29 protein-coding genes are annotated in these 21875 nt (G+C 64.7%); 16 read left to right on the plus strand and 13 right to left on the minus strand.

Annotation, left to right across the window (positions count from 1 at the left end; translation table 11 throughout):
- Positions 1-126: 126 nt before the first annotated feature.
- Together ABIB00_RS31385 and ABIB00_RS31390 are read right to left on the minus strand one after the other, a co-directional pair.
- Positions 127-357, minus strand: coding sequence for a hypothetical protein (locus ABIB00_RS31385; protein WP_354107028.1), 231 nt, complete (start codon positions 355-357; stop codon positions 127-129).
- Positions 354-1133: a TSUP family transporter gene (locus ABIB00_RS31390; protein WP_354107029.1), complete on the minus strand. Its 780-nt coding sequence runs from the start codon at positions 1131-1133 to the stop codon at positions 354-356. The genes ABIB00_RS31385 and ABIB00_RS31390 overlap by 4 nt, the downstream gene beginning before the upstream one ends.
- A 126-nt stretch (positions 1134-1259) precedes the next feature.
- Between ABIB00_RS31390 and ABIB00_RS31395 the strand changes: the two genes are divergently transcribed.
- From ABIB00_RS31395 to uvrB, 4 genes are all read left to right on the plus strand, one after another.
- Positions 1260-2177 (plus strand): LysR substrate-binding domain-containing protein, encoded by a 918-nt coding sequence (locus ABIB00_RS31395; protein ID WP_354107087.1) that lies wholly within the window; start codon positions 1260-1262, stop codon positions 2175-2177.
- 113 nt (positions 2178-2290) lie between these two features.
- Positions 2291-2518 (plus strand): hypothetical protein, encoded by a 228-nt coding sequence (locus ABIB00_RS31400; RefSeq protein ID WP_247320737.1) that lies wholly within the window; start codon positions 2291-2293, stop codon positions 2516-2518.
- A 56-nt stretch (positions 2519-2574) separates the two neighbouring features.
- Positions 2575-2802 (plus strand): hypothetical protein, encoded by a 228-nt coding sequence (locus tag ABIB00_RS31405; protein WP_354107030.1) that lies wholly within the window; start codon positions 2575-2577, stop codon positions 2800-2802.
- Between the two features lie 94 nt (positions 2803-2896).
- Positions 2897-5887, plus strand: coding sequence for an excinuclease ABC subunit UvrB (gene uvrB / locus ABIB00_RS31410; RefSeq protein WP_354107031.1), 2991 nt, complete (start codon positions 2897-2899; stop codon positions 5885-5887).
- A gap of 78 nt (positions 5888-5965) precedes the next feature.
- Here the strand turns inward: uvrB and ABIB00_RS31415 are convergent, their stop codons facing one another.
- From ABIB00_RS31415 to ABIB00_RS31425, 3 genes are all read right to left on the minus strand, one after another.
- Entirely contained in the window at positions 5966-6316 is a 351-nt protein-coding gene (locus ABIB00_RS31415) for a hypothetical protein (RefSeq protein ID WP_354107032.1), read from the minus strand.
- Between the two features lie 2 nt (positions 6317-6318).
- Positions 6319-6705, minus strand: coding sequence for a hypothetical protein (locus ABIB00_RS31420; protein WP_354107033.1), 387 nt, complete (start codon positions 6703-6705; stop codon positions 6319-6321).
- A gap of 169 nt (positions 6706-6874) precedes the next feature.
- On the minus strand, positions 6875-7117 hold the full coding sequence (locus tag ABIB00_RS31425) for a hypothetical protein (RefSeq protein WP_247447884.1): 243 nt from the start codon (positions 7115-7117) through the stop codon (positions 6875-6877).
- Between the two features lie 302 nt (positions 7118-7419).
- Here ABIB00_RS31425 and ABIB00_RS31430 point away from each other — a divergent pair, with 302 nt between their 5' ends.
- The 5 genes from ABIB00_RS31430 (at position 7420) to ABIB00_RS31450 (ending at position 10552) form a co-directional block, all read left to right on the plus strand.
- Complete coding sequence (locus ABIB00_RS31430) at positions 7420-7872, plus strand: nuclear transport factor 2 family protein (RefSeq protein WP_354107034.1); 453 nt, start codon at positions 7420-7422, stop codon at positions 7870-7872.
- A gap of 215 nt (positions 7873-8087) precedes the next feature.
- A complete protein-coding gene (locus ABIB00_RS31435) occupies positions 8088-8528 on the plus strand; it encodes a nuclear transport factor 2 family protein (protein ID WP_354107035.1) in 441 nt (146 codons plus the stop codon).
- A 214-nt stretch (positions 8529-8742) separates the two neighbouring features.
- Entirely contained in the window at positions 8743-9648 is a 906-nt protein-coding gene (locus ABIB00_RS31440) for a hypothetical protein (RefSeq protein ID WP_354107036.1), read from the plus strand.
- A gap of 192 nt (positions 9649-9840) precedes the next feature.
- Positions 9841-10263, plus strand: a complete 423-nt coding sequence (locus ABIB00_RS31445) for a hypothetical protein (RefSeq protein WP_354107037.1) — start codon at positions 9841-9843, stop codon at positions 10261-10263.
- Positions 10264-10414: 151 nt separating this feature from the next.
- Complete coding sequence (locus ABIB00_RS31450; RefSeq protein WP_187437467.1) at positions 10415-10552, plus strand: hypothetical protein; 138 nt, start codon at positions 10415-10417, stop codon at positions 10550-10552.
- Between the two features lie 40 nt (positions 10553-10592).
- Here ABIB00_RS31450 and ABIB00_RS31455 read toward each other — a convergent pair whose 3' ends face one another.
- The 3 genes from ABIB00_RS31455 to ABIB00_RS31465 all read right to left on the minus strand — a co-directional run bounded on the left by ABIB00_RS31455 (position 10593) and on the right by ABIB00_RS31465 (position 11873).
- Positions 10593-10739, minus strand: a complete 147-nt coding sequence (locus tag ABIB00_RS31455) for a hypothetical protein (RefSeq protein WP_354107038.1) — start codon at positions 10737-10739, stop codon at positions 10593-10595.
- Between the two features lie 199 nt (positions 10740-10938).
- Positions 10939-11421: a MaoC family dehydratase gene (locus tag ABIB00_RS31460; protein WP_247353020.1), complete on the minus strand. Its 483-nt coding sequence runs from the start codon at positions 11419-11421 to the stop codon at positions 10939-10941.
- Positions 11421-11873, minus strand: coding sequence for a MaoC family dehydratase (locus ABIB00_RS31465; protein ID WP_247353019.1), 453 nt, complete (start codon positions 11871-11873; stop codon positions 11421-11423). The genes ABIB00_RS31460 and ABIB00_RS31465 overlap by 1 nt, the downstream gene beginning before the upstream one ends.
- 157 nt (positions 11874-12030) lie before the next feature.
- Here ABIB00_RS31465 and ABIB00_RS31470 point away from each other — a divergent pair, with 157 nt between their 5' ends.
- Complete coding sequence (locus ABIB00_RS31470; protein WP_211381495.1) at positions 12031-12327, plus strand: DUF4282 domain-containing protein; 297 nt, start codon at positions 12031-12033, stop codon at positions 12325-12327.
- A gap of 148 nt (positions 12328-12475) precedes the next feature.
- Here the strand turns inward: ABIB00_RS31470 and ychF are convergent, their stop codons facing one another.
- The 4 genes from ychF to ABIB00_RS31490 all read right to left on the minus strand — a co-directional run bounded on the left by ychF (position 12476) and on the right by ABIB00_RS31490 (position 15436).
- Entirely contained in the window at positions 12476-13573 is a 1098-nt protein-coding gene (ychF, locus tag ABIB00_RS31475) for a redox-regulated ATPase YchF (protein ID WP_354107039.1), read from the minus strand.
- A 5-nt stretch (positions 13574-13578) separates the two neighbouring features.
- Positions 13579-14184, minus strand: coding sequence for an aminoacyl-tRNA hydrolase (pth, locus tag ABIB00_RS31480; protein ID WP_247353017.1), 606 nt, complete (start codon positions 14182-14184; stop codon positions 13579-13581).
- A 58-nt stretch (positions 14185-14242) separates the two neighbouring features.
- Positions 14243-14962, minus strand: coding sequence for a 50S ribosomal protein L25/general stress protein Ctc (locus ABIB00_RS31485; RefSeq protein ID WP_247353015.1), 720 nt, complete (start codon positions 14960-14962; stop codon positions 14243-14245).
- Positions 14963-15184: 222 nt separating this feature from the next.
- The gene (locus tag ABIB00_RS31490) at positions 15185-15436 is read right to left on the minus strand and encodes an accessory factor UbiK family protein (RefSeq protein ID WP_247353013.1); all 252 of its coding nucleotides are present in this window, start codon (positions 15434-15436) and stop codon (positions 15185-15187) included.
- A gap of 167 nt (positions 15437-15603) precedes the next feature.
- On the opposite strand from ABIB00_RS31490, the gene ABIB00_RS31495 reads away from it, so the two are divergent.
- From ABIB00_RS31495 to pgeF, 4 genes are all read left to right on the plus strand, one after another.
- Complete coding sequence (locus tag ABIB00_RS31495; protein ID WP_354107088.1) at positions 15604-16335, plus strand: dienelactone hydrolase family protein; 732 nt, start codon at positions 15604-15606, stop codon at positions 16333-16335.
- Positions 16336-16545: 210 nt separating this feature from the next.
- Positions 16546-17388 carry a prolipoprotein diacylglyceryl transferase gene (gene lgt, locus ABIB00_RS31500; RefSeq protein ID WP_354107040.1) on the plus strand — a complete coding sequence of 281 codons (843 nt, stop codon included), beginning with the start codon at positions 16546-16548 and terminating at the stop codon, positions 17386-17388.
- A gap of 21 nt (positions 17389-17409) precedes the next feature.
- Positions 17410-18528 carry a class I SAM-dependent methyltransferase gene (locus ABIB00_RS31505; protein WP_354107041.1) on the plus strand — a complete coding sequence of 373 codons (1119 nt, stop codon included), beginning with the start codon at positions 17410-17412 and terminating at the stop codon, positions 18526-18528.
- The gene (gene pgeF / locus ABIB00_RS31510) at positions 18525-19292 is read left to right on the plus strand and encodes a peptidoglycan editing factor PgeF (RefSeq protein WP_354107042.1); all 768 of its coding nucleotides are present in this window, start codon (positions 18525-18527) and stop codon (positions 19290-19292) included. Before ABIB00_RS31505 ends, pgeF begins: the two co-directional genes overlap by 4 nt.
- Positions 19293-19295: 3 nt before the next feature.
- On the opposite strand, the gene ABIB00_RS31515 is transcribed toward pgeF, so the two are convergent.
- Positions 19296-19868 (minus strand): hypothetical protein, encoded by a 573-nt coding sequence (locus ABIB00_RS31515; RefSeq protein ID WP_354107043.1) that lies wholly within the window; start codon positions 19866-19868, stop codon positions 19296-19298.
- Between the two features lie 93 nt (positions 19869-19961).
- Here ABIB00_RS31515 and ABIB00_RS31520 point away from each other — a divergent pair, with 93 nt between their 5' ends.
- Both ABIB00_RS31520 and ABIB00_RS31525 read left to right on the plus strand, forming a co-directional pair.
- On the plus strand, positions 19962-20585 hold the full coding sequence (locus tag ABIB00_RS31520) for a hypothetical protein (protein ID WP_354107044.1): 624 nt from the start codon (positions 19962-19964) through the stop codon (positions 20583-20585).
- Positions 20586-20778: 193 nt separating this feature from the next.
- The gene (locus ABIB00_RS31525) at positions 20779-21732 is read left to right on the plus strand and encodes a ribose-phosphate pyrophosphokinase (RefSeq protein ID WP_247352999.1); all 954 of its coding nucleotides are present in this window, start codon (positions 20779-20781) and stop codon (positions 21730-21732) included.
- Positions 21733-21875: the final 143 nt, after the last annotated feature.

The raw sequence follows: 21875 nt of genomic DNA on the forward strand, positions 1-21875 counted from the left end.
ATGATTGAGCAACATCATTGTCTCCAGGTTGAGTGATTCAGCAACCTCAGTCTGGCCTCAGACCTGGTCGCTATCCACTCCCCATGGAATCTTCGCTTGCGCTCGCAATGACGGATGTGGCGAGAGCTAACGCCCGTTCGTGCGCAGCAGCCTTTCGCCGTCTTCCGTCACCGCGATGATCAGTCCTATTCCGGGTCGCGTTTCGCGCGCGACGTAGCCGCGGTCGGCGGCGTCTTCCCAGATTGTGAGGCGTGGGCACGAGGTCTTCCAGGTCGCAATGACCTCGGCATAGGCGCGCGGCTCGCGCGCGACCCATTCGACGAAGTCCAGCACCAGCGGATCGGCGGTCTCGCTCATTGCAAACCTCCCTTGTCGAAGGCCGCCAGCACCGGCGTACGAAGCAGGAGCCAGCCGCCATAGCCGATGTAGTAGCAGGCGATGGTGGTGATCAGCTTGTACGACCAGGCCACGAATTGCTGGTCGGTCATGGCTTCGAGGAGGCGGCGTGCCAGCGTGGTGCCGAGCATCGATGCCAAGATCGCGACCCCGGCGAGCACCGGATCGAGCGTCGCGGCCTGGTCGATGACGCCGCCGAAATAAATCAGCTTGGTGAAATGGCTGACGAGCTGGCACATCGCTTTGGTCGCCACTTTCTCGCGCCGGCCGAAATCGCCGCCGAGGAAGAAGGTGTCGAGCAGCGGCCCCGATACGCCGGTCATCAGCATCAGGCCCATGCAGATCGTGCCGTAGACGGTGCCTTGCCAGAGACGGTCGGGATCCGGCTTGATGTTTGCGGGCAGCAGCCGCGCCATGAACGGGGTGGTGCCGAGCAGCAGCAGCGCGACTGGCTTGTCCGGCACATATCGGGCGATCGACCACGCCGCGAGCGCGACAGCCGCGCCGACCATATAGTTCGCGACCGGCCGCCAGCGGATATGCGCGCGCCAGAGAAACGCGCGCCAGCCATTGGACGCCATCTGCGTGATCGCATGCAGCACCATCGCGGTGGGCAGCGGCATCAAAGCCAACAGCACACCGATCAAGATCAACCCGCCGGCCATGCCGAACAGGCCCGACAGGAACGCGGTGCCGACCATCAGCAATCCAAGGGCAGCGATCATGATCGGCGTCACGAGAGAATCTCCTGTTGGCCATCTCCCCGCACGCGGGGAGAAGCGAAGGAGAACGTGCCGCGCTTGCCTCCGGCGCGCAAACTGAGTTATCTTGGCCTGGCATCAGCTTTCCTGAGGGTCGGTCATTTGCGGCGCTTGCTGTTTCTCAACGGCATCAAGGCATTCGAAGCCGCGGCGCGGGCCGGCAGCTTTGCCGCGGCCGGCCTCGAGCTGAGCGTATCGGCCGCCGCGGTCAGCCGCATGGTGCACATCCTGGAAGAACGGCTCGGCGTCGCGCTGTTCGAGCGCAAGGCCAACAAGCTGCTCTTCACGCAGGCAGGCCGCGCCTATCAGAGCGGGCTGACGCCGATCTTCGATGCGCTCGCAAGCCTCACCGCCCAGGTGACGGCACCCTCGGGCGTCCGCGTGCTCACCATCGGCGTCGGCCATACCTTTGCGATGCGCTGGCTGATCCCGCGCCTGTCGGAGTTTCGCAACGAAGAGCCCGACATCGAGGTGCGCTTTACCACCGGCGGCGCGTCGGTGCCGTTCGGCGAGGACTGGAGCTGCGGCATCAAGCTCGGCACCGGTGACTGGCCGGGGCTGGTGGCCGAGCCGCTGTTTGCCGGCGACCTCACGCCGGTCTGCGTGCCCCGGCTCGCTTCCAGCCTGAAGCGGCCGGCGGACCTCAAAGGCCCCAGCCTGATCCGCGTCGAGCATTCGCCCGAGGACTGGCCGATCTGGCTGAAGGCCTCAGGCCTTACAAGGATCAACGCGCGCGGTCCGGAGTTCCAGTTCTACGGCCAGGCACTCCAGGCCGCTGCCGACGGGCTCGGCATCGCCATGGGCATCCGGCCCTATATCGACGACGATCTCGCCGCCGGCCGGCTGGTCGCACCATTCGACCTCTCGGTGCCCAAGGGCATGCGCTGGTACCTGCTCTACCGCAGCTTCCAGACCGAGCAGCGCGACTTTGCCGCCTTCCGCCGCTGGATCATGCGCGCGGCGTCGGAACCTGCCGCCCGTCCCGTCCGGCGAACCGGCCGCAGCTCGGCGCGGAACTAGGCTGGCGGCCAAAAAAGCCCGCCGCTTGTGAACGGCTTCACATCCCGGAATCCGCAAACGTGGTCCCCTGACCCTTCAACAAGACGCTCAAGCGGGACATTTTGGGGACTACAATGACGACCATCTACGACGGCTTTGACATCGAATCTTTCGAAGCTGGCAAGGGGCTGTGGCACGCCCGGATCAGGCGCGCCGATTTCAGCCCGGTTGCCATCGACGGGGTGCTGTTTCCGGCCATGGAAGTCGGCTTCGCCTGGCCCGATCCCGACGCCGCGATTGCCGATGCCAAGCATCACATCGATCGCTTCCGCCGACGGGCCGACGACAGCGACGACGAATAAGCGAGCGGGATTGCAAGCGAACCCAGGGACGGCGCAGGGTAAAGGGGGACCGGTTCATGTCAGCCATCGAATTCGAAGACACGCCGCGGCCGAGGATTTACGCCCGCAATGTGTTGTGCAGCTGCCCGGAATGCGACGGCGATCTCACGGTGCTCCGCGTGATCAGCGGCCGCGCCGGATGCGAGTATTGGACCATGCGCTGCACCGATTGCGGCGGCATCCATCTCGACATCCTCGAACCGCGCCGGGCAGCCGGGGACGAGGGGCCGGTGCCGGCGGCGTAATCTTTCCGGCCTGCTGCCAACCTGCTGTCAGCATGCTGACCCAGGACGAGCATTCGCTCTTTATTGCGGGGCGGACTCGCCCCATATTCGGAGCATGGCGAAGAAACCTGCATCCTCAGATAAATCCGGCAAATCCCCCAAGACCAAGGCCCCCAACCCGAAGGCGCCAAATTCCAAGGCGTCACGTCCTGACGTGCAGCCGATCGGGCCGGCGCTGGCCGAGCTGCTCAATCCCGCGATCAATCGCGGCGATGCCGGGCTTGGGTCGGGTACCGGGCTCCAGCCGCCGCCGGACAATTCGCGCGACCGCCGCTCCGGCGGCGAGGCCGCCGCGCATCGGGCACGGGCGTCGACTCCGAGAGAGTTTCCGCAGGATACGGCCAGGACTCATGCCAGGCCGATGCCGCTGCGGCCGAATCCGCAGCCGCCGGGGGCGCGCGACGCGGGCTTCGACGAGACACCGCAAGCCAATTACGGAACCGCGGCCACGATCCCGACGCTCGATCCGGAACTGGCCCGTCAGCTTGGTCTTCCGACTGAAGAGGACGATGCCGAAGCGCTGGCGCGTCCGCCGCGCAGCAAGATGGAGGCGCTCGGCGTCAAGGCAACGGCGGATGCGCTGGACGCGCTGATCCGCGATGGCCGGCCGGAGTTCCGCAAGGACGACGGGTCGACGCAGGTGTGGACGCCGCATCGGCCACCGCGCCCGGAAAAGTCCGAAGGCGGCGTGCGCTTCGAGCTCAAGTCCCACTATGAGCCGCGCGGCGACCAGCCGACCGCGATCGCCGAGCTGGTCGAAGGCATCCAGCGCCACGACCGCACCCAGGTGCTGCTCGGCGTCACCGGCTCGGGCAAGACCTACACCATGGCGCAGGTGATCGAGAAGACGCAACGGCCCGCCATCATCCTGGCGCCGAACAAGACGCTCGCCGCCCAGCTCTATGGTGAGTTCAAGAGCTTCTTCCCCGACAACGCGGTCGAGTATTTCGTCAGCTATTACGACTACTACCAGCCCGAAGCCTACGTTCCTCGCACCGACACCTATATCGAGAAGGACTCGTCCATCAACGAGCAGATCGACCGCATGCGCCACTCCGCGACACGGGCGCTGCTCGAACGCGACGACGTCATCATCGTTGCGTCGGTGTCCTGCATCTACGGTATCGGCTCGGTCGAGACCTACACCGCAATGACATTTGCGTTGAAGAAGGGCGAGCGCATCGACCAGCGCCAGCTCATCGCCGACCTCGTCGCCCTCCAATACAAGCGCACTCAGGCCGATTTTACCCGCGGCACCTTTCGCGTGCGCGGCGACGTCATCGACATTTTTCCGGCGCACTATGAGGACCGTGCCTGGCGCGTGAACCTGTTCGGCGACACCGTCGAGAACATCGAGGAATTCGACCCGCTCACCGGCCACAAGCAGGACGAGCTCGAATTCATCAAGATCTACGCCAATTCGCATTATGTGACGCCGCGCCCGACGCTGGTGCAGGCGATCAAGTCGATCAAATCCGAATTGAAGATGCGGCTCGACCAGCTTCATGACCAGGGCCGCCTGCTGGAAGCACAGCGGCTGGAGCAGCGCACCACCTTCGACATCGAGATGATGGAGGCGACCGGAAGCTGCGCCGGCATCGAGAACTATTCGCGCTATCTCACCGGGCGCCTGCCCGGCGAGCCGCCGCCGACGCTGTTTGAATACGTCCCCGACAACGCACTGGTGTTCGCCGACGAGAGCCACGTCACCGTGCCGCAGATCGGCGGCATGTTCCGCGGCGACTTCCGCCGCAAGGCGACGCTGGCCGAATACGGTTTCCGTTTGCCGTCGTGCATGGACAACCGCCCGCTGCGCTTCGAGGAGTGGGACATGATGCGGCCGCAGACGGTCGCGGTGTCGGCGACACCGAGCGGCTGGGAGTTGAACGAGAGCGGCGGCGTGTTCGTCGAGCAGGTGATCCGCCCGACCGGACTTATTGATCCTCCGGTTAATATTCGCCCCGCCCGCACCCAGGTCGACGACCTCGTCGGCGAGGTCCGCGCCACCGCGCTGGCCGGCTATCGCTCGCTGGTCACGGTTCTCACAAAACGCATGGCGGAGGATCTCACCGAATATCTGCACGAGCAGGGCATTCGCGTGCGCTACATGCACTCGGACATCGACACCATCGAACGCATCGAGATCATCAGGGATCTCCGTCTCGGCGCGTTCGACGCGCTGGTCGGCATCAATTTGCTGCGCGAAGGCCTCGACATTCCCGAATGCGCGCTGGTCGCGATTTTGGACGCCGACAAGGAAGGCTTTTTGCGCAGCGAAACGTCGCTGGTTCAAACCATCGGCCGCGCCGCGCGCAACGTCGACGGCAAGGTGATCCTCTACGCCGACCAGATGACGGGGTCGATGGAACGCGCGATCGCAGAAACCAACCGGCGCCGCGAAAAGCAGGTCGAGTACAACACCGCGCATGGCATCACGCCGGAGAGCGTGAAGAAGTCGATCGGCGACATCATGAACAGCGTCTACGAGCGCGATCATGTGCTGGTCGAGGTCGGCGGTCACGACATGACCGACGACATCATTTCGATCGGCCATAATTTCGAAGCCGTGCTCGGCGATTTGGAAACACGGATGCGCGAGGCCGCCGCCGATCTGAACTTCGAGGAAGCCGCCCGCCTCCGCGACGAAGTCAAGCGCCTGCGGGCCACCGAGCTCGCCGTGGTCGACGACCCCACGGTCAAGCAGCGCACGGTGCAGGGCAAGGCCGGCGCCTATGCGGGAGCGAAGAAATACGGCGACGCCGCCAATTTGCCGGTCAGCGCCATGAAGAAGAAGACCGTGAGCTCCGCGCTGAAAGCGAGCGGCGGCGGCAGCGGCTCGAAGGTGCACAAGCCGCATCTCGACGAGATGCACGGCCCGGAATCGCTGCCCTACCGCGCGGACCGCGCGCCGCCGTCAAAGCCGTTCGGCGGCGAAAGCCGGATCATCCAGCCGACGGATTCAAAGCAGTCGGGGCCGGAGTTCGGGCCATCGCCGCGCTCGAGCGGAGGGGCGCCGGGGCATAGAGGTGGGTGGAAGAAGAGGTAGGGAGCGTAGAGCCGCCGGCACCGCACGTGATTATAGATTTCAGGCTCGCCGGCGCCCAAGAATGAGGACAACGCCCCCTCACCCCGCGAGCGTCGCCAGCAGCGACAGCAGCAGCACTGACGCCATGAGTTGCAGCGATGTCGCGGGCTTTGCGCGCCAGCGGGCAATTTTTTCGGAGAATGACAGGCTGGCGTCGAGGAACTCCGCTTCATAGCCGTTCTTGAAGTGCCTCGGGAATGCCGAGCCGACCGAGACGGCGAAGATGCCGTAGAAGACCGACGCCAACGCGATGGTGAGCACGGGACTGCTGCCGCGGTAGTCTCCTAGCAGCTTCATCATCAGTGGCGCGGCGGCGAAGATCGGGAAGCCCTGTAGGATTGTGGTGAGCGCAAAGCCTTCGAGCCAGTTGAGCGGGCCGGATTTCGGCACGCTTACCCCACGCTCGCCGTCACCACCGCCATCACCGACAGCAGCAGCACGATGGTCATGAGCTGGAGCGAGGCGACCGGCTGGGTGCGCCACGCGGTGATCTTGTCGGCGAGCGACAGATGGGCCTCGAAGAACTTTGGCTCGTAGACGGTCTTGAACAAGGCCGGGAAGCTCGGCCCCAGGGTCACCGCAAGCAGTGCATGGGCGAGTGAGGCGATGGCGACGAAGATGGCGACGCCGGGGTCGCCGACGAGGTCGTGGTTGCCGACCAGCTTGAGCAGGAAGGCGGCGGCGGCGAAGGTCGGGAAGCTCTGCAGCGTCGCGGTCAGCGCGAGGCCTTCGAGCGCATTGTGCAGGCTGGACTTTCTGATGGTGGCGAGGGCCGCCATGGCACGTCTCCCTGATGACATGGGGAGGACGTTAGCTGCGGTGTCCGAGGCGTGATGTGAGACGGGTCACGCTGGTTCGGCGGGCGGTGCTTTCCGCCTCACCCCGCAAGCAGGGGGAGGGAGTGGACCGCCGATGCGGCGGCGGGGTCGTCGTCTCTAAATGACAGGACTACAGCTTGCCCTGCCCGTTCACCTGGCTCTGCCGCGGCCGCTGCCTCTCCTGCTCTTGCTGCTCTTTCGCGTGGTGGCGGCCGTAGAGGCAGCCGGCGGCGGCGCCGAGCACGCCGTGATGGCCGGCATAATGGCCGGCGACGCCACCGACGACGGCGCCCTTGATGCAGCCCCTGGCATTGGCGGCGGAGGTCGCTCCCAGCATGAGAAGTGCGGCGGCGATGGCGGCGAGGGATTTCATGGATCGATGTCTCCGAATGCGGTGTCGGCCTTTCAACGAGCGCGGGCGCGTCGCGGTTCCATAAGCGTGAGGCCTCATGGTGTTGTGCGTTCGTACAAGGCTTCGCGCGCCATGCAGCCGAACGCGGTATGAACTTGTGCAGGCGCCAGGCCGCTCAACCCCTAATTGCAGCCATGAACCTGGCATTGCGCTTGCGCGTCATATCATCTGCAACATCCCTGTGGTGTTGCGGATTGCCGGTGTCCGAGGCCGCGCGTTAGCTTTGCGCGCAAATTCCACACGGCCAATGAGGGACGGGCGGAATGACAGTCGAGACGCTCAATCGGCAGCGCGTGCTGCATCTGCTCGATGCCATCGCCGGCAGCGACCTCCAGGCCGCGCTGTCGTGCTGCACCGACGACGTCGACTTCCTCACCCACGCGCCAATCGACGTGCTGCCGCACATGGGTCCCTGCCATGGCAAGAAGGAACTTGGCGAATTCTGGCGCACCGTGCAGGAGCGATACGCCGAGATCCGCTACGAGGTGCCGCAGATCGTCGCCGAAGGCGACACGGTCGCGGCCTATCTGCGCGTATTCTTCAGGAAGCGCAGCAACGACCGCATCATTCAGGTCGACATGGCCGTGTTCTACACTTTCCGCAACGGCCAGGTGGCGCAGATCCGGGAGATCATCGATTCCTTCGACCTGGTGCAGCAGGTGCTGGAACGTGAGATCGGCCCGCTGATCGTGGGCGATCGGGTGGACAGGGCGTAGTTCTCTCTCCGACCGGCCGGACCGGTAAACTACGGGGTCTACTGCAAATCCCACAAACCGGGATCAATTGTGCATTGCGAAAACGTGAATTGCGTTTTGGCCGAAATGACGTATTTTGTTCGTATACAAATGAGTAGAGCGACCCCGCGGCATCTTTCCTGTGTGCTTGGGGTGGTTTTTTTGTTTTTCGCAAGCCAGCTTCAGGACTGCCCAAAATGACAGAGCACAGTCTCTGGCGTTTCTCGCGTGCGTTGCATCGCGCGATCAACGACCGGCATTTCGAGGATATCGAGGCCCTGATCGACGAGGACGTCGAGTGGGCGCTGTACGGCCCGATCGACATGTTTCCGTTCCTCGGCGCGCGCCAGGGCAAGGACGCCGTGCTCGAGGTCATCCGCCAGCTCGCCGACAATTTCCAGGTCCGCCGCTTCGACCGCGAGAGCATCATGCTCGGCGTCGATTCCGCGGCGTCGATGCTGCGCTATTCGCTGACCGCGCTGGATTCCAGCAAGCCGATCAGCTTGCGGGTCGCGCAGTTCGCCCAATTCAGGGCGGGCAAGCTCACCAGCATGCGCGTGCTGATCGACACGTTTGATTTGGTCGAGCAGGCACTCGGCCGCGCCATTCATCTGCCGAAGATGACCAGCGTCGGCTGAAAGGGACACCAACGGGCCCCGCTGTTCGGGACCGATGGCTGATGCTCCCCGCGACGCGTCCTGGCCTCCAGCCCCGCCGGATGCAATCGTGGAGAAGCTCGTCATCGGGCGCGCGCCTTTCGCGCGGCCCGTTGGTTCGCGGTTGATGGAACCGCCACAATTTCGCAACGATGGTTCCGCATTCTCAGCGTGAACTGGGCTGACGGGCAGGACGATGGAATTCGCGACGGGTTTTGGCTGGACCAGGCTGCCGGTGCTGGCGGCCGCGTTCATTTTGGGATCGGTGCTGACGGTTTCGGCGCAGATCATTCCGCTCACGGCCGCAGTGCCCGACGAGGACGCCGAGGCGGCGGAGGCCCCCGACGTCAACGACCCCGACGTGCTCCGCAGTATCGACATCGACAAGCTCGACTGGGGCCAGCTCGCGATCGACGCCGGCACGCTCAACGACATCATTACCGCCAAGAAGCGCGCGCAGGCCGCCGCCAAGGACGGGCTGAACTGGGCGACGAACGCCAACGCCAACGGCTCCTCGGCGGTGACGGTGAAGCAGTCGGTATCCTCGTTCTGGGACGCCCGTATCGGCGCCGACATGACAGTGACGAACGAGCCGCGGACGATGTCCGAGCTCCTGGCACAAAAGGCCACCAATGGCGGCAGCGTCCCTCAGTCATCCGGCAGCGCCTGGGCGGCCGCGACCGCGCCGGGCGCGGGCGCGATCTGGGACAAGACCGCGGTGGAGGCCCGCGTCGACCCCGGCGCCGAACAGAGCAAGCTCGGGGCCTCGCTGACCAAGTCGGTGCCGCTGTCGAACGACACGTCGCTGACACTCCAGAACGGCTACAGCGTCAACCAGCAGGGCACCACCGCGCTCCCCGGCGTCGGCGGCCACATCACGCGGAATTACGAGACCGACCAGTCGGCCAAGGTCACCATCACCGACACCGGCACCAGCATCACCGCGGGCCAGTCGCTGTCGACCACCGACGACAAATGGCTGCGCAAGGTCGGCGCCGAGCAAAAGCTGTTCGACAACGTCACCGTCTCCGGCTCGGTCGGCGAGACCTCGCAAGGGGCGATCAACAAGAGCCTGACGGCCGGCTTCAAGAAGAGCTGGTAGCCAAGCGCCCGATCCCTCCCCGCGAGCGGCGTTCAGACTCTCGTAACCATACGCCACGGCAAAACCCCCGAATGGACCGCCCTTGCCGCATCTCGGCCAAGTTGCGGCCAAAATCCGACGCCCTAGTCCCCTGACCGACGTCGTCGTGCGGGGGACACTCGCGCTGCGCTCAACGCGAACAGGGGAATAACGATGAACGCCATGCGTCCGGAAAAGACCGAAACCACCGAGCCCGAAACCATCGACACCAACCTCGCCGCAGTGACGGAAGTCGAAGCCGGCATCCGTGACTTCGTCCGCAACGACATCGCCTATCTGCGCCGTCCGGCAGCGACCGCCACGGACGCGCCGCCGCTCGATCCGAGCGCCGAGGCCACCGTCACCAACGTCAATTCGCTGATCCAGCGCGTCGCCGGCACCTCGCTCGCCGAGATCGAGAATTTGATCTCCGAGCTCGAGAGCCTGCGCGACCTGCTCCACGCCGAAGGCCAGCGCGTCCAGCGCGAGATCTCCGGCTACGCCCAGCTCAGCCAGGCCGCGATGAAGTCGACCCGCATGATCGCCGACAACGTCTCGCAGTGGAAGCGCGCCGCCGACGGCCTGCGCAACAGCTGATCGCTGGCATCACGCATCACCAGCCGCCGCGTTCCGAAAGGGACGTGGCGGTTTTGATTCGTGGGGTCTCGTTCCCCGATTTGAACTTTCCACCCCTCCCTGGCGACCAATGCCGAGCGCCCGCACCCTGCGGCCGGGCCGGGGGAATTTCATGGAAAGCATTCGGCCCGACAACACGGACCCGATACCGCTGCGGCCGGCGCCGAACCAGTTCGGCACGATCATGCTGCGTTTTGTCGGATTGCTGGCGGTTGCGATCGCCATATTGGCGTTCGTCTATAGCCGCTGAAGGCGGAGGCCGCGTTGCGGCCCGCGGAGTTAACGAACTCTTAACGGCTCGCGTCGACGCTTGAGGCTTCCAGGGTGTAGCCGCCATCGGCATAGCCCGTCACCACCATGCCGGCGACCAGCATCACGGCCAGCGTCGCGGTAGCAAAGATGAATCCGACCAGCTTGAGTGCGCCGCGGTCTGCCATGGTCCTCTGTCCCCTGTACTCTGCCCAGATCGATCAAATAGACAGCGACAGGTTCATAATTGGTTAGCAACTCGATGGTTCCGCCAACTGCTTCGCGGGAAAACCATGTTGCGCAGGCTTATGGCAGCCACCCGGAATCGCGTCCATAGCGCGGGAGCAACACTCGCACGCTGTTTTCGCCGTTCATCCTGGAACGAATCTAACCGCCCTGCACGCGCATCGGCACGAAGGCGCTGGCGGTGATGGCGTAGACTTCCTCGCCGCGCTGGTTGGTGCCGGTGGTGCGGGCGGTCAAGATGCCCCAGCCGGGACGCGAGGCGGAGCTGCGCTTGTCGATGACGACGTTGGCGTAAGCGACGGTGTCACCGGCGAGCACCGGCCGGATCCAGCGCAGATCGCGAAAGCCCGGCGACGGGCCCCACACCGCGATCTGCTCGCCGCGCGAAGCGGCCTCACGCGCCAAACGCTGGCCGTCCGCGACAAGCAGGCTCATGCAGGCGGAGCCGACATGCCAGCCCGAGGCCGCGAGCCCGCCGAACAGCGAGTTCTTGCCCTCCTCCTCGTCGAGGTGAAAACGCTGCGGATCGAACTTCGCGGCGAACGCCTTGATGGAGTCCGCCGTGAAATTGTAGGCGCCGATCTCGCGACGATGGCCGATCTCGATGTCCTCGAAGAACCGCATCAAACCGCCCCTTCGCGCCGCTTGATCAGGATCGGCGAGGTCATCTCACACAGCGCCTGCCCCGCCGCGTTACGCACGGTGCATTTGAACTTGACGATGCCGAGCTCGGGGCGGCTCTTCGAGGTACGCGCTTCCAGCACGTCGACGTCGAGCATGAGGTCGTCGCCAGGTCTCAGCGGCGACAGCCAACGCACCTCGTCCACGCCGGGCGAACCCAGCGAGGCGGCGCGGGTGATAAAGCCGTCGGCCATCATTCGCATCATCAGCGAACAGAGATGCCAGCCCGAGCCGGACAAGCCGCGCAGCATGCTCTTGCTGGCCGCGTCCTCATCGAGGTGCATCGGCTGCGGATCGAACTCGGCGGCGAAAGCCAGGATCTCGTCGCGGGTGACATGGCGCGGGCCGAATGTTCCGAACCGGCCGGGCGGAAAATCTTCGAAGGTCAGGGTCATCTTGGGAAAGCTTTGAGGGAATGACAGATTGTGGCCGCACTTTGCGGCAATCTCAACCCGCCGGCCCGCATGGCTCGTGCTACATTCGACGAGTCGGACCGGACCCGCCTTTTGGTCAATTGACGCGGCGGGGGCGCGATTCGCCCGGGGGAAAGAGATGTTTTCATTCAGCGACCTGTTTCAGTGGGACCGCTTTATCACGCCGACGATCATCAAGACCTTTTACTGGCTGGTGATCGCGCTGATCTGCCTGTTCGGCCTCTCCGGCATCTTCTCCGGCCTCGCGATGATGGCGATCAGCCCGTTCGGCGGTTTCCTGATGCTGCTGTCGTCGATCGCGAGCGTGGTCGTCGGCATCGTGTTCTCGCGCATCGTCGCGGAGCTGATCCTGATCATCTTCCGCATCAACGAGCATCTCGGCGCGATCCGGGACCAGGGCGGCGGATTGCGGTAGGGCTTCCGTGTCCCGGACGCGGCGCGGCATGAAAGACGCGACGCAGAGCCGGGACCCATGCATCCCCAATCAAGACTCCTGCGCCCCGGCTCTGCAGCGCACCGCTGAAGAAGCGCTGCGCTGCGTCCGGGGCACGAACTCCAGAATCTTACGTATTAAACCTGAAATGCATCACGTCGCCGTCGGCGACGACGTATTCCTTGCCTTCGAGGCGCAGCTTGCCGGCATCGCGGGCACCGGCTTCGCCGTTGAGCGCGACATAGTCCTCATACGCAATGGTCTCGGCGCGGATAAAACCCTTCTCGAAGTCGGTGTGGATCACACCGGCCGCACCCGGCGCCTTGGTGCCGCGATAGATGGTCCAGGCGCGCGCTTCCTTCGGGCCCACCGTGAAATAGGTGATGAGGTCGAGCAGCGTATAGCCGGCGCGGATCAGGCGATCGAGGCCGGCCTCTTCGAGACCCAGCGTCTCCAGGAAGTCGGCGCGTTCGTCACGTGAAATGGTGGCGACCTCGGATTCGATTTTTGCCGAGATGACGACGGCAATGGCGCCTTCCTTGGCAGCCTGCTCCTGCACCGCCTTCGAGAACGAATTGCCGGTCGCGGCCGAGCCTTCCTCGACGTTGCAAACGTAGAGCACAGGCTTGGACGACAGCAGGCCGAGCATCCCGAAAGCGCGCTCCTCCTCCGCCTTGCGCTCGACGAGGCGCGCGGGCTTGCCCTCGCGCAGCAGCACCAGCGTGCGATTGACGAGGTCGAGCTGCTCCTTGGCGTCCTTGTCGTTGCCCTTGGCCTTCTTGGAGAGGTTGTCGACGCGCTTCTCGAGGCTGTCGAGATCGGCGAGCATCAGCTCGGTCTCGATGGTCTCGATGTCGGCGAGCGGGGCGATCTTGCCTTCGACATGGGTGATGTCGGAATCTTCAAAGCAGCGCACGACATGCGCGACGGCGTCGACCTCGCGGATGGTGGCCAGGAATTGATTGCCGAGGCCTTCACCCTTGGACGCACCGCGCACGAGGCCGGCGATGTCGACGAAGGTCAGCCGGGTCGGGATGATCTGCGCCGATTTGGCGATGACCGAGAGCTTGTCGAGCCGCGGATCCGGCACCGCGACCTCGCCGACATTCGGCTCGATCGTGCAGAACGGATAGTTCGCCGCCTGCGCCGCGGCCGTCTCGGTCAGCGCATTGAACAAGGTCGATTTGCCGACATTGGGCAATCCGACGATCCCGCATTTAAATCCCACGAGCGTTATTCCTTGCCGTTGTCGTCCTTGGTCAAAAATCCCTTCGCCTGCATGGCGAGATGCACCCTGTTGGCGAAGGTCGCGTCCGTGCCTTTGGCAACCAGTGCCGCGTGCTCGGCCACCGCGTCGCAGAGCGTCGCCACCCAGTCGTTGTCGGCCTTGGCGAAGTCCGACAGCACGTGGCCGTGCACCAGTTCCTTGACGCCGGGATGACCGATGCCGAGCCGCACCCGGCGGTACTCGTTGCCGATATGCGCCGAGATCGAGCGCAGGCCGTTGTGGCCGGCGATGCCGCCGCCGACCTTCACCCGCACCTTGCCCGGCGGCAGTTCGAGCTCGTCATGGAATACGGTGACGTCGCCCGGTGCGATCTTGAAGAAGCTTGCCGCTTCCTGAACGCTGCGGCCGGAATCGTTCATGTAAGTCGCCGGCTTGAGCAGGATCACGCGCTCAGTACCGAGCGTGCCTTCCGAGGTCTCGCCTTGAAACCTGCGGCGCCATGGCGCGAAACCGTGACGCCGCGCGATCTCGTCGACGGCCATGAAGCCGACATTGTGCCGGTTACGTGCGAATTTCGGGCCGGGATTGCCGAGCCCAACAAAGAGTCGCATGACGCGGCGCGCCCCTCGCTCGGCGCGCGATCAGAGACCGCGCGCCGGCTTTGAGAGATTACTTCTTCTTGTCGCCGCCGGCGGGAGCCTTGGCAGCGGGAGCTTTGGCAGCCGCTGCCGGAGCAGCACCCGCAGCAGGAGCGGCAGCACCGGCCGCCGGAGCAGCAGCACCCGCAGCCGGAGCAGCAGCCGCAGCCTTCTGCTCTTCGGCGTAGCCGGACGGCGGCACGATGGTCACAAGGGTCGCGTCCTCCGAGGTCAGCGCCTTCACACCGGCCGGCAGCTTGATGTCGGAGAGATGCAGCGAGTGGCCGATTTCGAGCGAACCGACATCAACCTCGATGAACTGCGGGATGTTCTCCACACCGCACTCGAGCTCAATCGCGTGCGCAACGATGTTCACGGCGCCGCCGCGCTTCACGCCGGGCGAACCTTCAGCCTTCACCACGTGCAAGGGAACGCTGATGCGGATGGTGGCGCCTTCGCCGAGCCGCATGAAGTCGACGTGGATCGGGAAGTCCTTGACCGGATCGAGGTGGTAGTCGCGCGGAATCACGCGGTGCTTGTTGCCTTCGAGATCGATGTCGACCAGCGTGGTCAGGAACCGGCCGGCAAGGATGCGCGTGCGCAGTTCGCGATCTTCGATCGAGATCGTCAGCGGGGGCTGGTTGTTGCCATAGATCACTCCGGGCACTCTCCCGGCGCGACGCTCAGCCCGGGCGGCCCCCTTGCCGCTCTTCGGACGTGCGGTCGCCTTCAATTCCTTGACGGTCGCCATAACGTTAAGTCCTTGTTTTTGCAAAAGTTAATGGGCCGCAAGGCGGCCCATGGCATACGCCGCAGCAAGCCTCCAGGGGTGCGGGGGCCGCGGACGTGGCGGGCTTTTACCCGGAAGATGCGGAAATGACAAGGAGAATGGGCCGCCGGTAAGGACCGGCTAGCCCGGATGGAGCGGCGAAACCCGGGAACTTCATGCCGCGGTTCGTTCCGGGTTGGCGCCTTAGCCGCCGAGCTTGGCTTCCAGCGCCACGATGCGAGCCTTCAGGGCCTCGTTCTCTTCGCGGGCGAGCCGGGCCATGTCCTTGACCGCCTCGAACTCCTCGCGCTTGACCAGGTCCATGTCGCGCAGGAATTTTTCGGCCTGGGTGCGCAACACGGTGTCGACCTCGCGCTTGACGCCCTGGGCGGCGCCGGCGGCATCGTTCATCAGCCGACCGATCTCGTCGAAAAACCGGTTGTTGGTCTGGGTCATGTCGGTCTCCTGGCGGCCTTCGATAAACTCTGCGCGAACGCGCCGGGAGACAATGGCAATCCGTTTGGCCCGGTTCAAGGGCCGATCGACGTATCCTTGTCATGCCCCGGTTTCCTTGCAATCGTATTCAACGTCCCTGCATAAGAAGAATGACAAAGGCGCTCGAGATGATCGACCAGCAGATCGCGATCCCCACCAAGGACGGTCACACCGCAACCTTCATCAGCCATCCCGAACGCGGCGGGCCGTTTCCGGTCATCCTGTTCTACATGGACGCGCCGGCGATCCGCGAAGAGCTGCGCGACATGGCGCGCCGGCTCGCGACATCGGGCTATTACGTGATGCTGCCGAACCTCTATTACCGCTCCGGCGTGATGGAGCTCGGCGCGCTGCCGGCCGATCCGAACGCGCCGGAGCGCAAACGCATGTTCGCGCTGATGGGGTCGCTCACGATCCCCATGATCATGGACGACACGCGCGCGCTGCTGAACTATGCCGAGGGTCAGGCGGCCGCTAACACCAAGCTGATCGGCACCGTCGGCTACTGCATGAGCGGCCGCTACGCCGTCAACGCCGCCACGCATTTCCCCGATCGCGTCAAGGCCGCCGCCTCGGTCTACGGCACGCAGCTCGCAACCGACCAGGACGACAGCCCGCATCTCGCGGCAGCCAAGACCAAAGCCGAGCTGTACTTCGCCTGCGCCGAGACCGACATCTACGCACCTGCCGAGATCATCGAGAAGGTGAAGCAGGGCATGAGCGGCGCCAAAGCCGAGGTCGAGATCTATCCGGGCACCCATCACGGCTTCGCCTTCCCCAAGCGTCCGGTCTATGACCGCGACGCCGCCGAGCGGCATTGGGAGCGTCTGCTGGCGCTCTATCGCCGCAATCTCGTGTAGAACGGGATGGATCGATCTATCCGCGAGCTCGGTGCACCTCTCCCGCTTGTGGGGGAGGTCGGCGCGAAGCGCCGGGTGGGGGTTCTCTCCACACGGAGATTATCTCGAACGCGGAAACACCCTCACCCCAACCCTCTCCCGCAAGCGGGAGAGGGGGCGCAGCTCCAACGGGGCCGCTGCTTGCCCTTCACTCTGTAGAAGCAAGGCGCGATGCCCTTTCTGCTCATCGACTTTCCATCGTTCAGTCCGATCGCGGTCGAGATCGGACCGTTCGCGATCCGCTGGTACGCGCTTGGCTATATCTGCGGGATCACCTTCGGTTGGCTCTATGCACGTGCACTGATCAAGAACGACAGGCTATGGGCCGGCACCTCGCCGATCAGCCTGCCGCAGATCGACGATTTCATCTTGTGGGTGACGCTCGGCATCATTCTCGGTGGCCGCACCGGTTATGTCCTGTTTTACAACCTGCCCTTCTTCGTCGAACATCCGGCTGCCATCTTCAAATTGTGGGAAGGCGGCATGGCCTTCCATGGCGGCTTCCTCGGATGCGTCGTGGCGGTGATGTGGTTCGCCTGGAAGAACGGCATCTCGATCCTGTCGCTCGGCGACATCACCTGCGGCGTTGCGCCGGTCGGGATTTTCCTGGTGCGGTTGACGAACTTCATCAATGGCGAGTTGTGGGGCCGCCCCGCCGACCCGAGCCTGCCCTGGGCCATGGTCTTTCCGACCGGTGGTGACGTGCCGCGCCATCCGAGCCAACTCTACGAAGCGGGCATGGAGGGTCTCCTGCTCTTCATCATCCTCGCCGTGATGATCCGCCGCGGCGCCTTGAAGCGGCCGGGGCTCATTCTCGGCAGCTTCATCCTGATCTACGGCCTGACCCGGATCATCGGCGAGCATTTCCGCGAACCGGACGTCCAGCTCGGTTATCTCTGGGGCGGATTAACCATGGGCATGCTGTTGTCGATCCCGATGCTTATTGTCGGCGGCATACTTATTGTATTGGCTATCAGGCGCGGTGCGCCCGAGCCCGCAGGGGCTATTCGTTAATTCCTTTTGAGAAGATAGGCCGTGACCGACCAGCCGTTACTCAACGCGATCAAGGCGCTGATCAAATCCTCAGGCCCCATGCCGGTCTGGCGGTACATGGAACTGTGCCTGATGCACCCGCGCTATGGCTATTACGTTTCGCGCGATCCCTTGGGACGAGAAGGCGACTTCACCACCGCGCCCGAGGTCAGCCAGATGTTCGGCGAGCTTTTGGGCCTGTGGACCGCCTCGGTGTGGAAGCAGATGGGCTCGCCGCAATTCCTGCGGCTGATCGAGCTCGGCCCCGGCCGCGGCACCATGATGGCGGATGCGCTGCGTGCGCTCCGCGTGCTGCCGCCGCTCTACCAGGCGCTTCACATCCACATGGTCGAGGTTAATCCCGTCCTGCGCGACCGGCAGAGTGCGACGCTGGCGGGCGTACGCAACATCGCCTGGCACGACAGCATCGACGACGTGCCTGAGGGACCGAGCATCATCCTCGCCAACGAATATTTCGACGTGCTGCCGATCCACCAGATGGTCCGCCACGAGAACGGCTGGCACGAGCGCGTGATCGAGGTCGACGCCAACGGAAAACTTCAGTTCGGCGCGGCGGCCGAGCCGACGCCGCGCTTCGAGGTGCTGCTGCCGTCTCTGGTGCGCGCCGCGCCCGTCGGGGCCGTGTTCGAATGGCGGCCCGATGCGGAGGTTATGAAGCTCGCCAGCCGCGTGCGCGACCAGGACGGCGCGGCGCTGATCATCGACTACGGCCATCTGCGCAGCGATGCCGGCGACACCTTCCAGGCGATCGCGCGCCACACCTTTACCGATCCCCTGAAGGCACCGGGCCAGGCCGACGTCACCGCCCATGTCGACTTCCAGGCGCTGGCGCGCGCGGCCGAGGATGTCGGCGCCCACGTGCACGGCCCGGTGACGCAGGGCGATTTCCTCAAGCGCGTCGGCATCGAGACCCGTGCAGCCGCGCTGATGCAGAAGGCGACGCCTGATGTCGCCACCGACATTTCGATCGCGCTCAAGCGCCTGACCGATACCGGGCGCAGCGGCATGGGCTCGATGTTCAAGGTGCTCGGCATCTCCGAGCCGCGTCTGACCGGCCTTGCGGGCTTGAGCGATCTCGAACAGGCCAGGGACGCGTCATGACGCTTGGCTCGTCGCTGCTGTCGGCGGTGCCCGGCCTGCGCCACGCCTTCTTCACCCGCGAGGGCGGCGTTTCACGCGGCATCTATTCGGCGCTGAACGGCGGGCTCGGCTCCAACGACGATCAGGCCCTTGTCGCAGAGAACCGCCGCCGCATGGCCGAGCATGTCGGCGTCGCGCCGGAACGCTTTCTCAGCCTGCACCAGATCCATTCGCCCGACGTGCGCGTCGCCGACACGCCGTGGCCGGACGGGCCGCGGCCGAAGGGCGATGCGCTGGTGACGAAGGTGCCGGGCATCGCGCTCGGCGTCTCCACCGCCGATTGCGGACCGGTGCTGTTCGTCGATCCCAACGCGCGTGTGATCGGCGGCGCACATGCCGGCTGGAAGGGTGCGCTCACCGGCGTGCTGGAAGCGACGATCTCGGCGATGGAAAAGCTCGGCGCCTCGCGCAGCGGCATCATCGCCGCGATCGGCCCGTTAATCCGCCAGGACAGCTACGAGGTCGGTAACGAGTTCGTGGCGCGCTTCATCGAGGCGGATGCGGACAACGCCATGTTCTTCATCCCGTCGGTGCGCGAAGGCCACGCGATGTTCGACCTCGCCGGCTTCATCCGGAAACGTCTGGAAGCCGCGGGCATCCTGATGATCGACGATCTCGGCCTCGATACCTACGGCGACGAGCGCTTCTTCAGCTATCGCCGCTCGGTGCATCGCAAGGAGCCGGATTACGGCCGCCACGTTCACGCGATCGTGCTCGAAGGGTAGGCGTCAGTCGCTGCACTTTTCAAACAACGGCGCTTGCTGCTGGGTGCGATCCCATTTCGTCGGCAGTTCGTCATATGTCTTGGCGGGCGGGGGTGGCGGCGGCGGCCGGACGTAAAAGCCTTCTTCGACGTCGAACTTCTTCTTGTCCTCGCGATGCGCGGAAAATGTTCGATACTTGTCGCCAACCTTCAACAGGACAACCTCCCAAGGCTCGCCAGGCTGACGCCACCACACCGCCGCGACGCTCGCCGGAGGATCCTGAACGGACACGAACTTGATCTTGTCGGCCGCGATGCGGGTCGCCGCGTAGATCGTGCTGATGAATGTCCGCACCTGGCCGGGCGAAAACGTCCCTATCACGTTCCTGATTGTCGGCGATCCCGAGGGCGGCACAATGTATGTCATCCGCGCGCCGCAGCCGTTGCTCGTGCAAGCCTGATTTGGATCGCGCTTGCAATCGACCGACCACGTCCCGACCAATCCGAAGGACTGAATGACCTCCGCAGCGCTCTCCTCTGCGGCCACCGGGCCTGCGGCAAGGCACGCGATGATCAAGCCAAAAGCCGGGTCTCTCATCGACCGCTCCCCATGCACGCTGGCCTGATCGGTTAAGCCCTGTGTCCTGCCTGCCCTAGACGTTAAGCGATTTTAACGATATCGCAAGGCGCGATGAGGGAAGCGTCAACCCGCCTGCTCCAAACCGGGACAATCATGCGCGCCGCGATCGCCGCCGCATCGATTGCGGTTGCTTGCGCGCTTGGCGGCTGCGCCGGCGGCGGTGGTGCTGCGAACTCCTATGCGATGGCGCCGAGCGCCGGCTCTGGAGCAACGGTCGCGTTCGAATCGATCGACGGGCCGCCGCCGCAAGTGTTCGACCGCATGGTCGGCGTGCTCGACAGCGAATCCAAGCTGCGCAGCCTGTCCGTGGTCTCCCGCGAGGGGACGGCCGCCTACCGCGTGCGCAGCTACCTCTCCGCCCAGATTGTGCGCGGCAAAACCGTGATCGCCTGGGTCTGGGACGTCTACGACGCCAACCAGCAGCGCGCGCTGCGCCTTTCCGGCGAGGAACCCACGTCCGCCAAGGGCGGCCGCGATCCGTGGGGCGCCGCTGACGACCTCGTGCTGCGGAAGATCGCCCAGGCCGGATTCAGCGGACTTTCCAACATGATCAATGGCACACCGGATGCGCCGGGCTCGGCTCCCGGCTTGCGCGGGCCGGCCGTGGCGAGCGTGATCCCGGAGGCTCCGGCGGCCGGGATGCCGGCCTCGGCGCTCGGCTATGCCGAGCGATAACCCCCGCTAAACCACGGCCCCAACTTCAGGCCAAACCGTTGGCCGGACTCAGGATTTCGCAGGGAAAACGTAGCATCCCGGGTTGCCATTGCAGCCCTCCGCCTGATATTTCCTCGCCCGTCGTAACCGTGCTTCCAGTGGGTATTCTCTGATGTTGAACATCCTGTCCAACAAAGCGCGGGAGGAAGCGTCCATGTCGGCCAAGAACGGCTCCATCAAGCTCGTCGCCGGCAACTCCAATCCGGCTCTCGCCCAGGCCATCGCGCAAGGTCTCGACCTGCCGCTGACCAAGGCAGTGGTACGGCGCTTCGCCGACATGGAGATCTTCGTTGAGATCCAGGAGAACGTCCGCGGCTCGGATGCCTTCATCATCCAGTCGACCTCGTTCCCGGCCAACGACCATCTGATGGAATTGCTGATCATCACCGACGCACTGCGCCGCTCCTCGGCGCGCCGCATCACCGCGGTGCTGCCCTATTTCGGCTACGCCCGGCAGGATCGCAAATCAGGTTCGCGCACGCCGATCTCGGCAAAACTCGTCGCCAATCTGATCACGCAGGCCGGCGTCGACCGCGTCATGACGCTCGACCTGCATGCCGGCCAGATCCAGGGCTTCTTCGACATCCCGACCGACAATCTCTACGCGGCGCCGCTGATGGTGCGGGACATCAAGGACAAGTTCGACCTCTCCAAGACGATGGTGATCTCGCCCGACGTCGGCGGCGTGGCACGCGCCCGCGGCCTCGCCAAACGCATCAACACCCCGCTCGCGATCGTCGACAAGCGCCGCGAACGTGCCGGCGAATCCGAGGTCATGAACGTGATCGGCGACGTCGCCGGCTACACCTGCATCCTGATCGACGACATCGTGGACTCCGGCGGCACGCTGGTGAACGCAGCCGACGCGCTGATCGCCAAGGGCGCCAAGGACGTCTACGCCTACATCACCCACGGCGTGCTCTCCGGCGGCGCGGCCGCCCGCATCACAAACTCCAAGCTGAAGGAGCTCGTGATCACCGACTCGATCCTGCCGACGGATGCGGTGAGCAAGGCGCCGAACATCCGCACGCTGCCGATCGCCAGCCTGATCTCCGACGCGATCGCGCGCACGGCGGCGGAAGAATCGGTGTCGAGCCTGTTCGATTGATTAGCTTCGCGATGTCGCAGGGTGAGCAAAGGCGCGAGGCGCCGTGTCCACCTTTTTCTTTGCGGCGCAATCGGTGAGCACGCTTCACTTTGCGCACCACATGGCCACGGGCGCCGACGCGCCGCGGCACGCCTCGAAGACCT

It is taken from the genome of Bradyrhizobium sp. LB14.3 (genome assembly GCF_040547985.1).
In the GTDB taxonomy this organism is placed as follows: domain Bacteria; phylum Pseudomonadota; class Alphaproteobacteria; order Rhizobiales; family Xanthobacteraceae; genus Bradyrhizobium.

Excerpts from the sequence above, each read along its gene's own strand:
- ABIB00_RS31385 (WP_354107028.1), bottom strand. The coding sequence starts at position 357 with ATGAGCGAGACCGCCGATCCGCTGGTGCTGGACTTCGTCGAATGGGTC.
- ABIB00_RS31400 (WP_247320737.1), top strand. The coding sequence starts at position 2,291 with ATGACGACCATCTACGACGGCTTTGACATCGAATCTTTCGAAGCTGGC.
- ABIB00_RS31405 (WP_354107030.1), top strand. The coding sequence starts at position 2,575 with ATGTCAGCCATCGAATTCGAAGACACGCCGCGGCCGAGGATTTACGCC.
- uvrB (WP_354107031.1), top strand. The coding sequence starts at position 2,897 with ATGGCGAAGAAACCTGCATCCTCAGATAAATCCGGCAAATCCCCCAAG.
- ABIB00_RS31420 (WP_354107033.1), bottom strand. The coding sequence starts at position 6,705 with ATGGCGGCCCTCGCCACCATCAGAAAGTCCAGCCTGCACAATGCGCTC.
- ABIB00_RS31425 (WP_247447884.1), bottom strand. The coding sequence starts at position 7,117 with ATGAAATCCCTCGCCGCCATCGCCGCCGCACTTCTCATGCTGGGAGCG.
- ABIB00_RS31430 (WP_354107034.1), top strand. The coding sequence starts at position 7,420 with ATGACAGTCGAGACGCTCAATCGGCAGCGCGTGCTGCATCTGCTCGAT.
- ABIB00_RS31435 (WP_354107035.1), top strand. The coding sequence starts at position 8,088 with ATGACAGAGCACAGTCTCTGGCGTTTCTCGCGTGCGTTGCATCGCGCG.
- ABIB00_RS31440 (WP_354107036.1), top strand. The coding sequence starts at position 8,743 with ATGGAATTCGCGACGGGTTTTGGCTGGACCAGGCTGCCGGTGCTGGCG.
- ABIB00_RS31445 (WP_354107037.1), top strand. The coding sequence starts at position 9,841 with ATGAACGCCATGCGTCCGGAAAAGACCGAAACCACCGAGCCCGAAACC.
- ABIB00_RS31450 (WP_187437467.1), top strand. The coding sequence starts at position 10,415 with ATGGAAAGCATTCGGCCCGACAACACGGACCCGATACCGCTGCGGCCG.
- ABIB00_RS31455 (WP_354107038.1), bottom strand. The coding sequence starts at position 10,739 with ATGGCAGACCGCGGCGCACTCAAGCTGGTCGGATTCATCTTTGCTACC.
- ABIB00_RS31460 (WP_247353020.1), bottom strand. The coding sequence starts at position 11,421 with ATGCGGTTCTTCGAGGACATCGAGATCGGCCATCGTCGCGAGATCGGC.
- ABIB00_RS31465 (WP_247353019.1), bottom strand. The coding sequence starts at position 11,873 with ATGACCCTGACCTTCGAAGATTTTCCGCCCGGCCGGTTCGGAACATTC.
- ABIB00_RS31470 (WP_211381495.1), top strand. The coding sequence starts at position 12,031 with ATGTTTTCATTCAGCGACCTGTTTCAGTGGGACCGCTTTATCACGCCG.
- pth (WP_247353017.1), bottom strand. The coding sequence starts at position 14,184 with ATGCGACTCTTTGTTGGGCTCGGCAATCCCGGCCCGAAATTCGCACGT.
- ABIB00_RS31485 (WP_247353015.1), bottom strand. The coding sequence starts at position 14,962 with ATGGCGACCGTCAAGGAATTGAAGGCGACCGCACGTCCGAAGAGCGGC.
- ABIB00_RS31490 (WP_247353013.1), bottom strand. The coding sequence starts at position 15,436 with ATGACCCAGACCAACAACCGGTTTTTCGACGAGATCGGTCGGCTGATG.
- ABIB00_RS31495 (WP_354107088.1), top strand. The coding sequence starts at position 15,604 with ATGATCGACCAGCAGATCGCGATCCCCACCAAGGACGGTCACACCGCA.
- lgt (WP_354107040.1), top strand. The coding sequence starts at position 16,546 with ATGCCCTTTCTGCTCATCGACTTTCCATCGTTCAGTCCGATCGCGGTC.
- pgeF (WP_354107042.1), top strand. The coding sequence starts at position 18,525 with ATGACGCTTGGCTCGTCGCTGCTGTCGGCGGTGCCCGGCCTGCGCCAC.
- ABIB00_RS31515 (WP_354107043.1), bottom strand. The coding sequence starts at position 19,868 with ATGAGAGACCCGGCTTTTGGCTTGATCATCGCGTGCCTTGCCGCAGGC.
- ABIB00_RS31520 (WP_354107044.1), top strand. The coding sequence starts at position 19,962 with ATGAGGGAAGCGTCAACCCGCCTGCTCCAAACCGGGACAATCATGCGC.
- ABIB00_RS31525 (WP_247352999.1), top strand. The coding sequence starts at position 20,779 with ATGTCGGCCAAGAACGGCTCCATCAAGCTCGTCGCCGGCAACTCCAAT.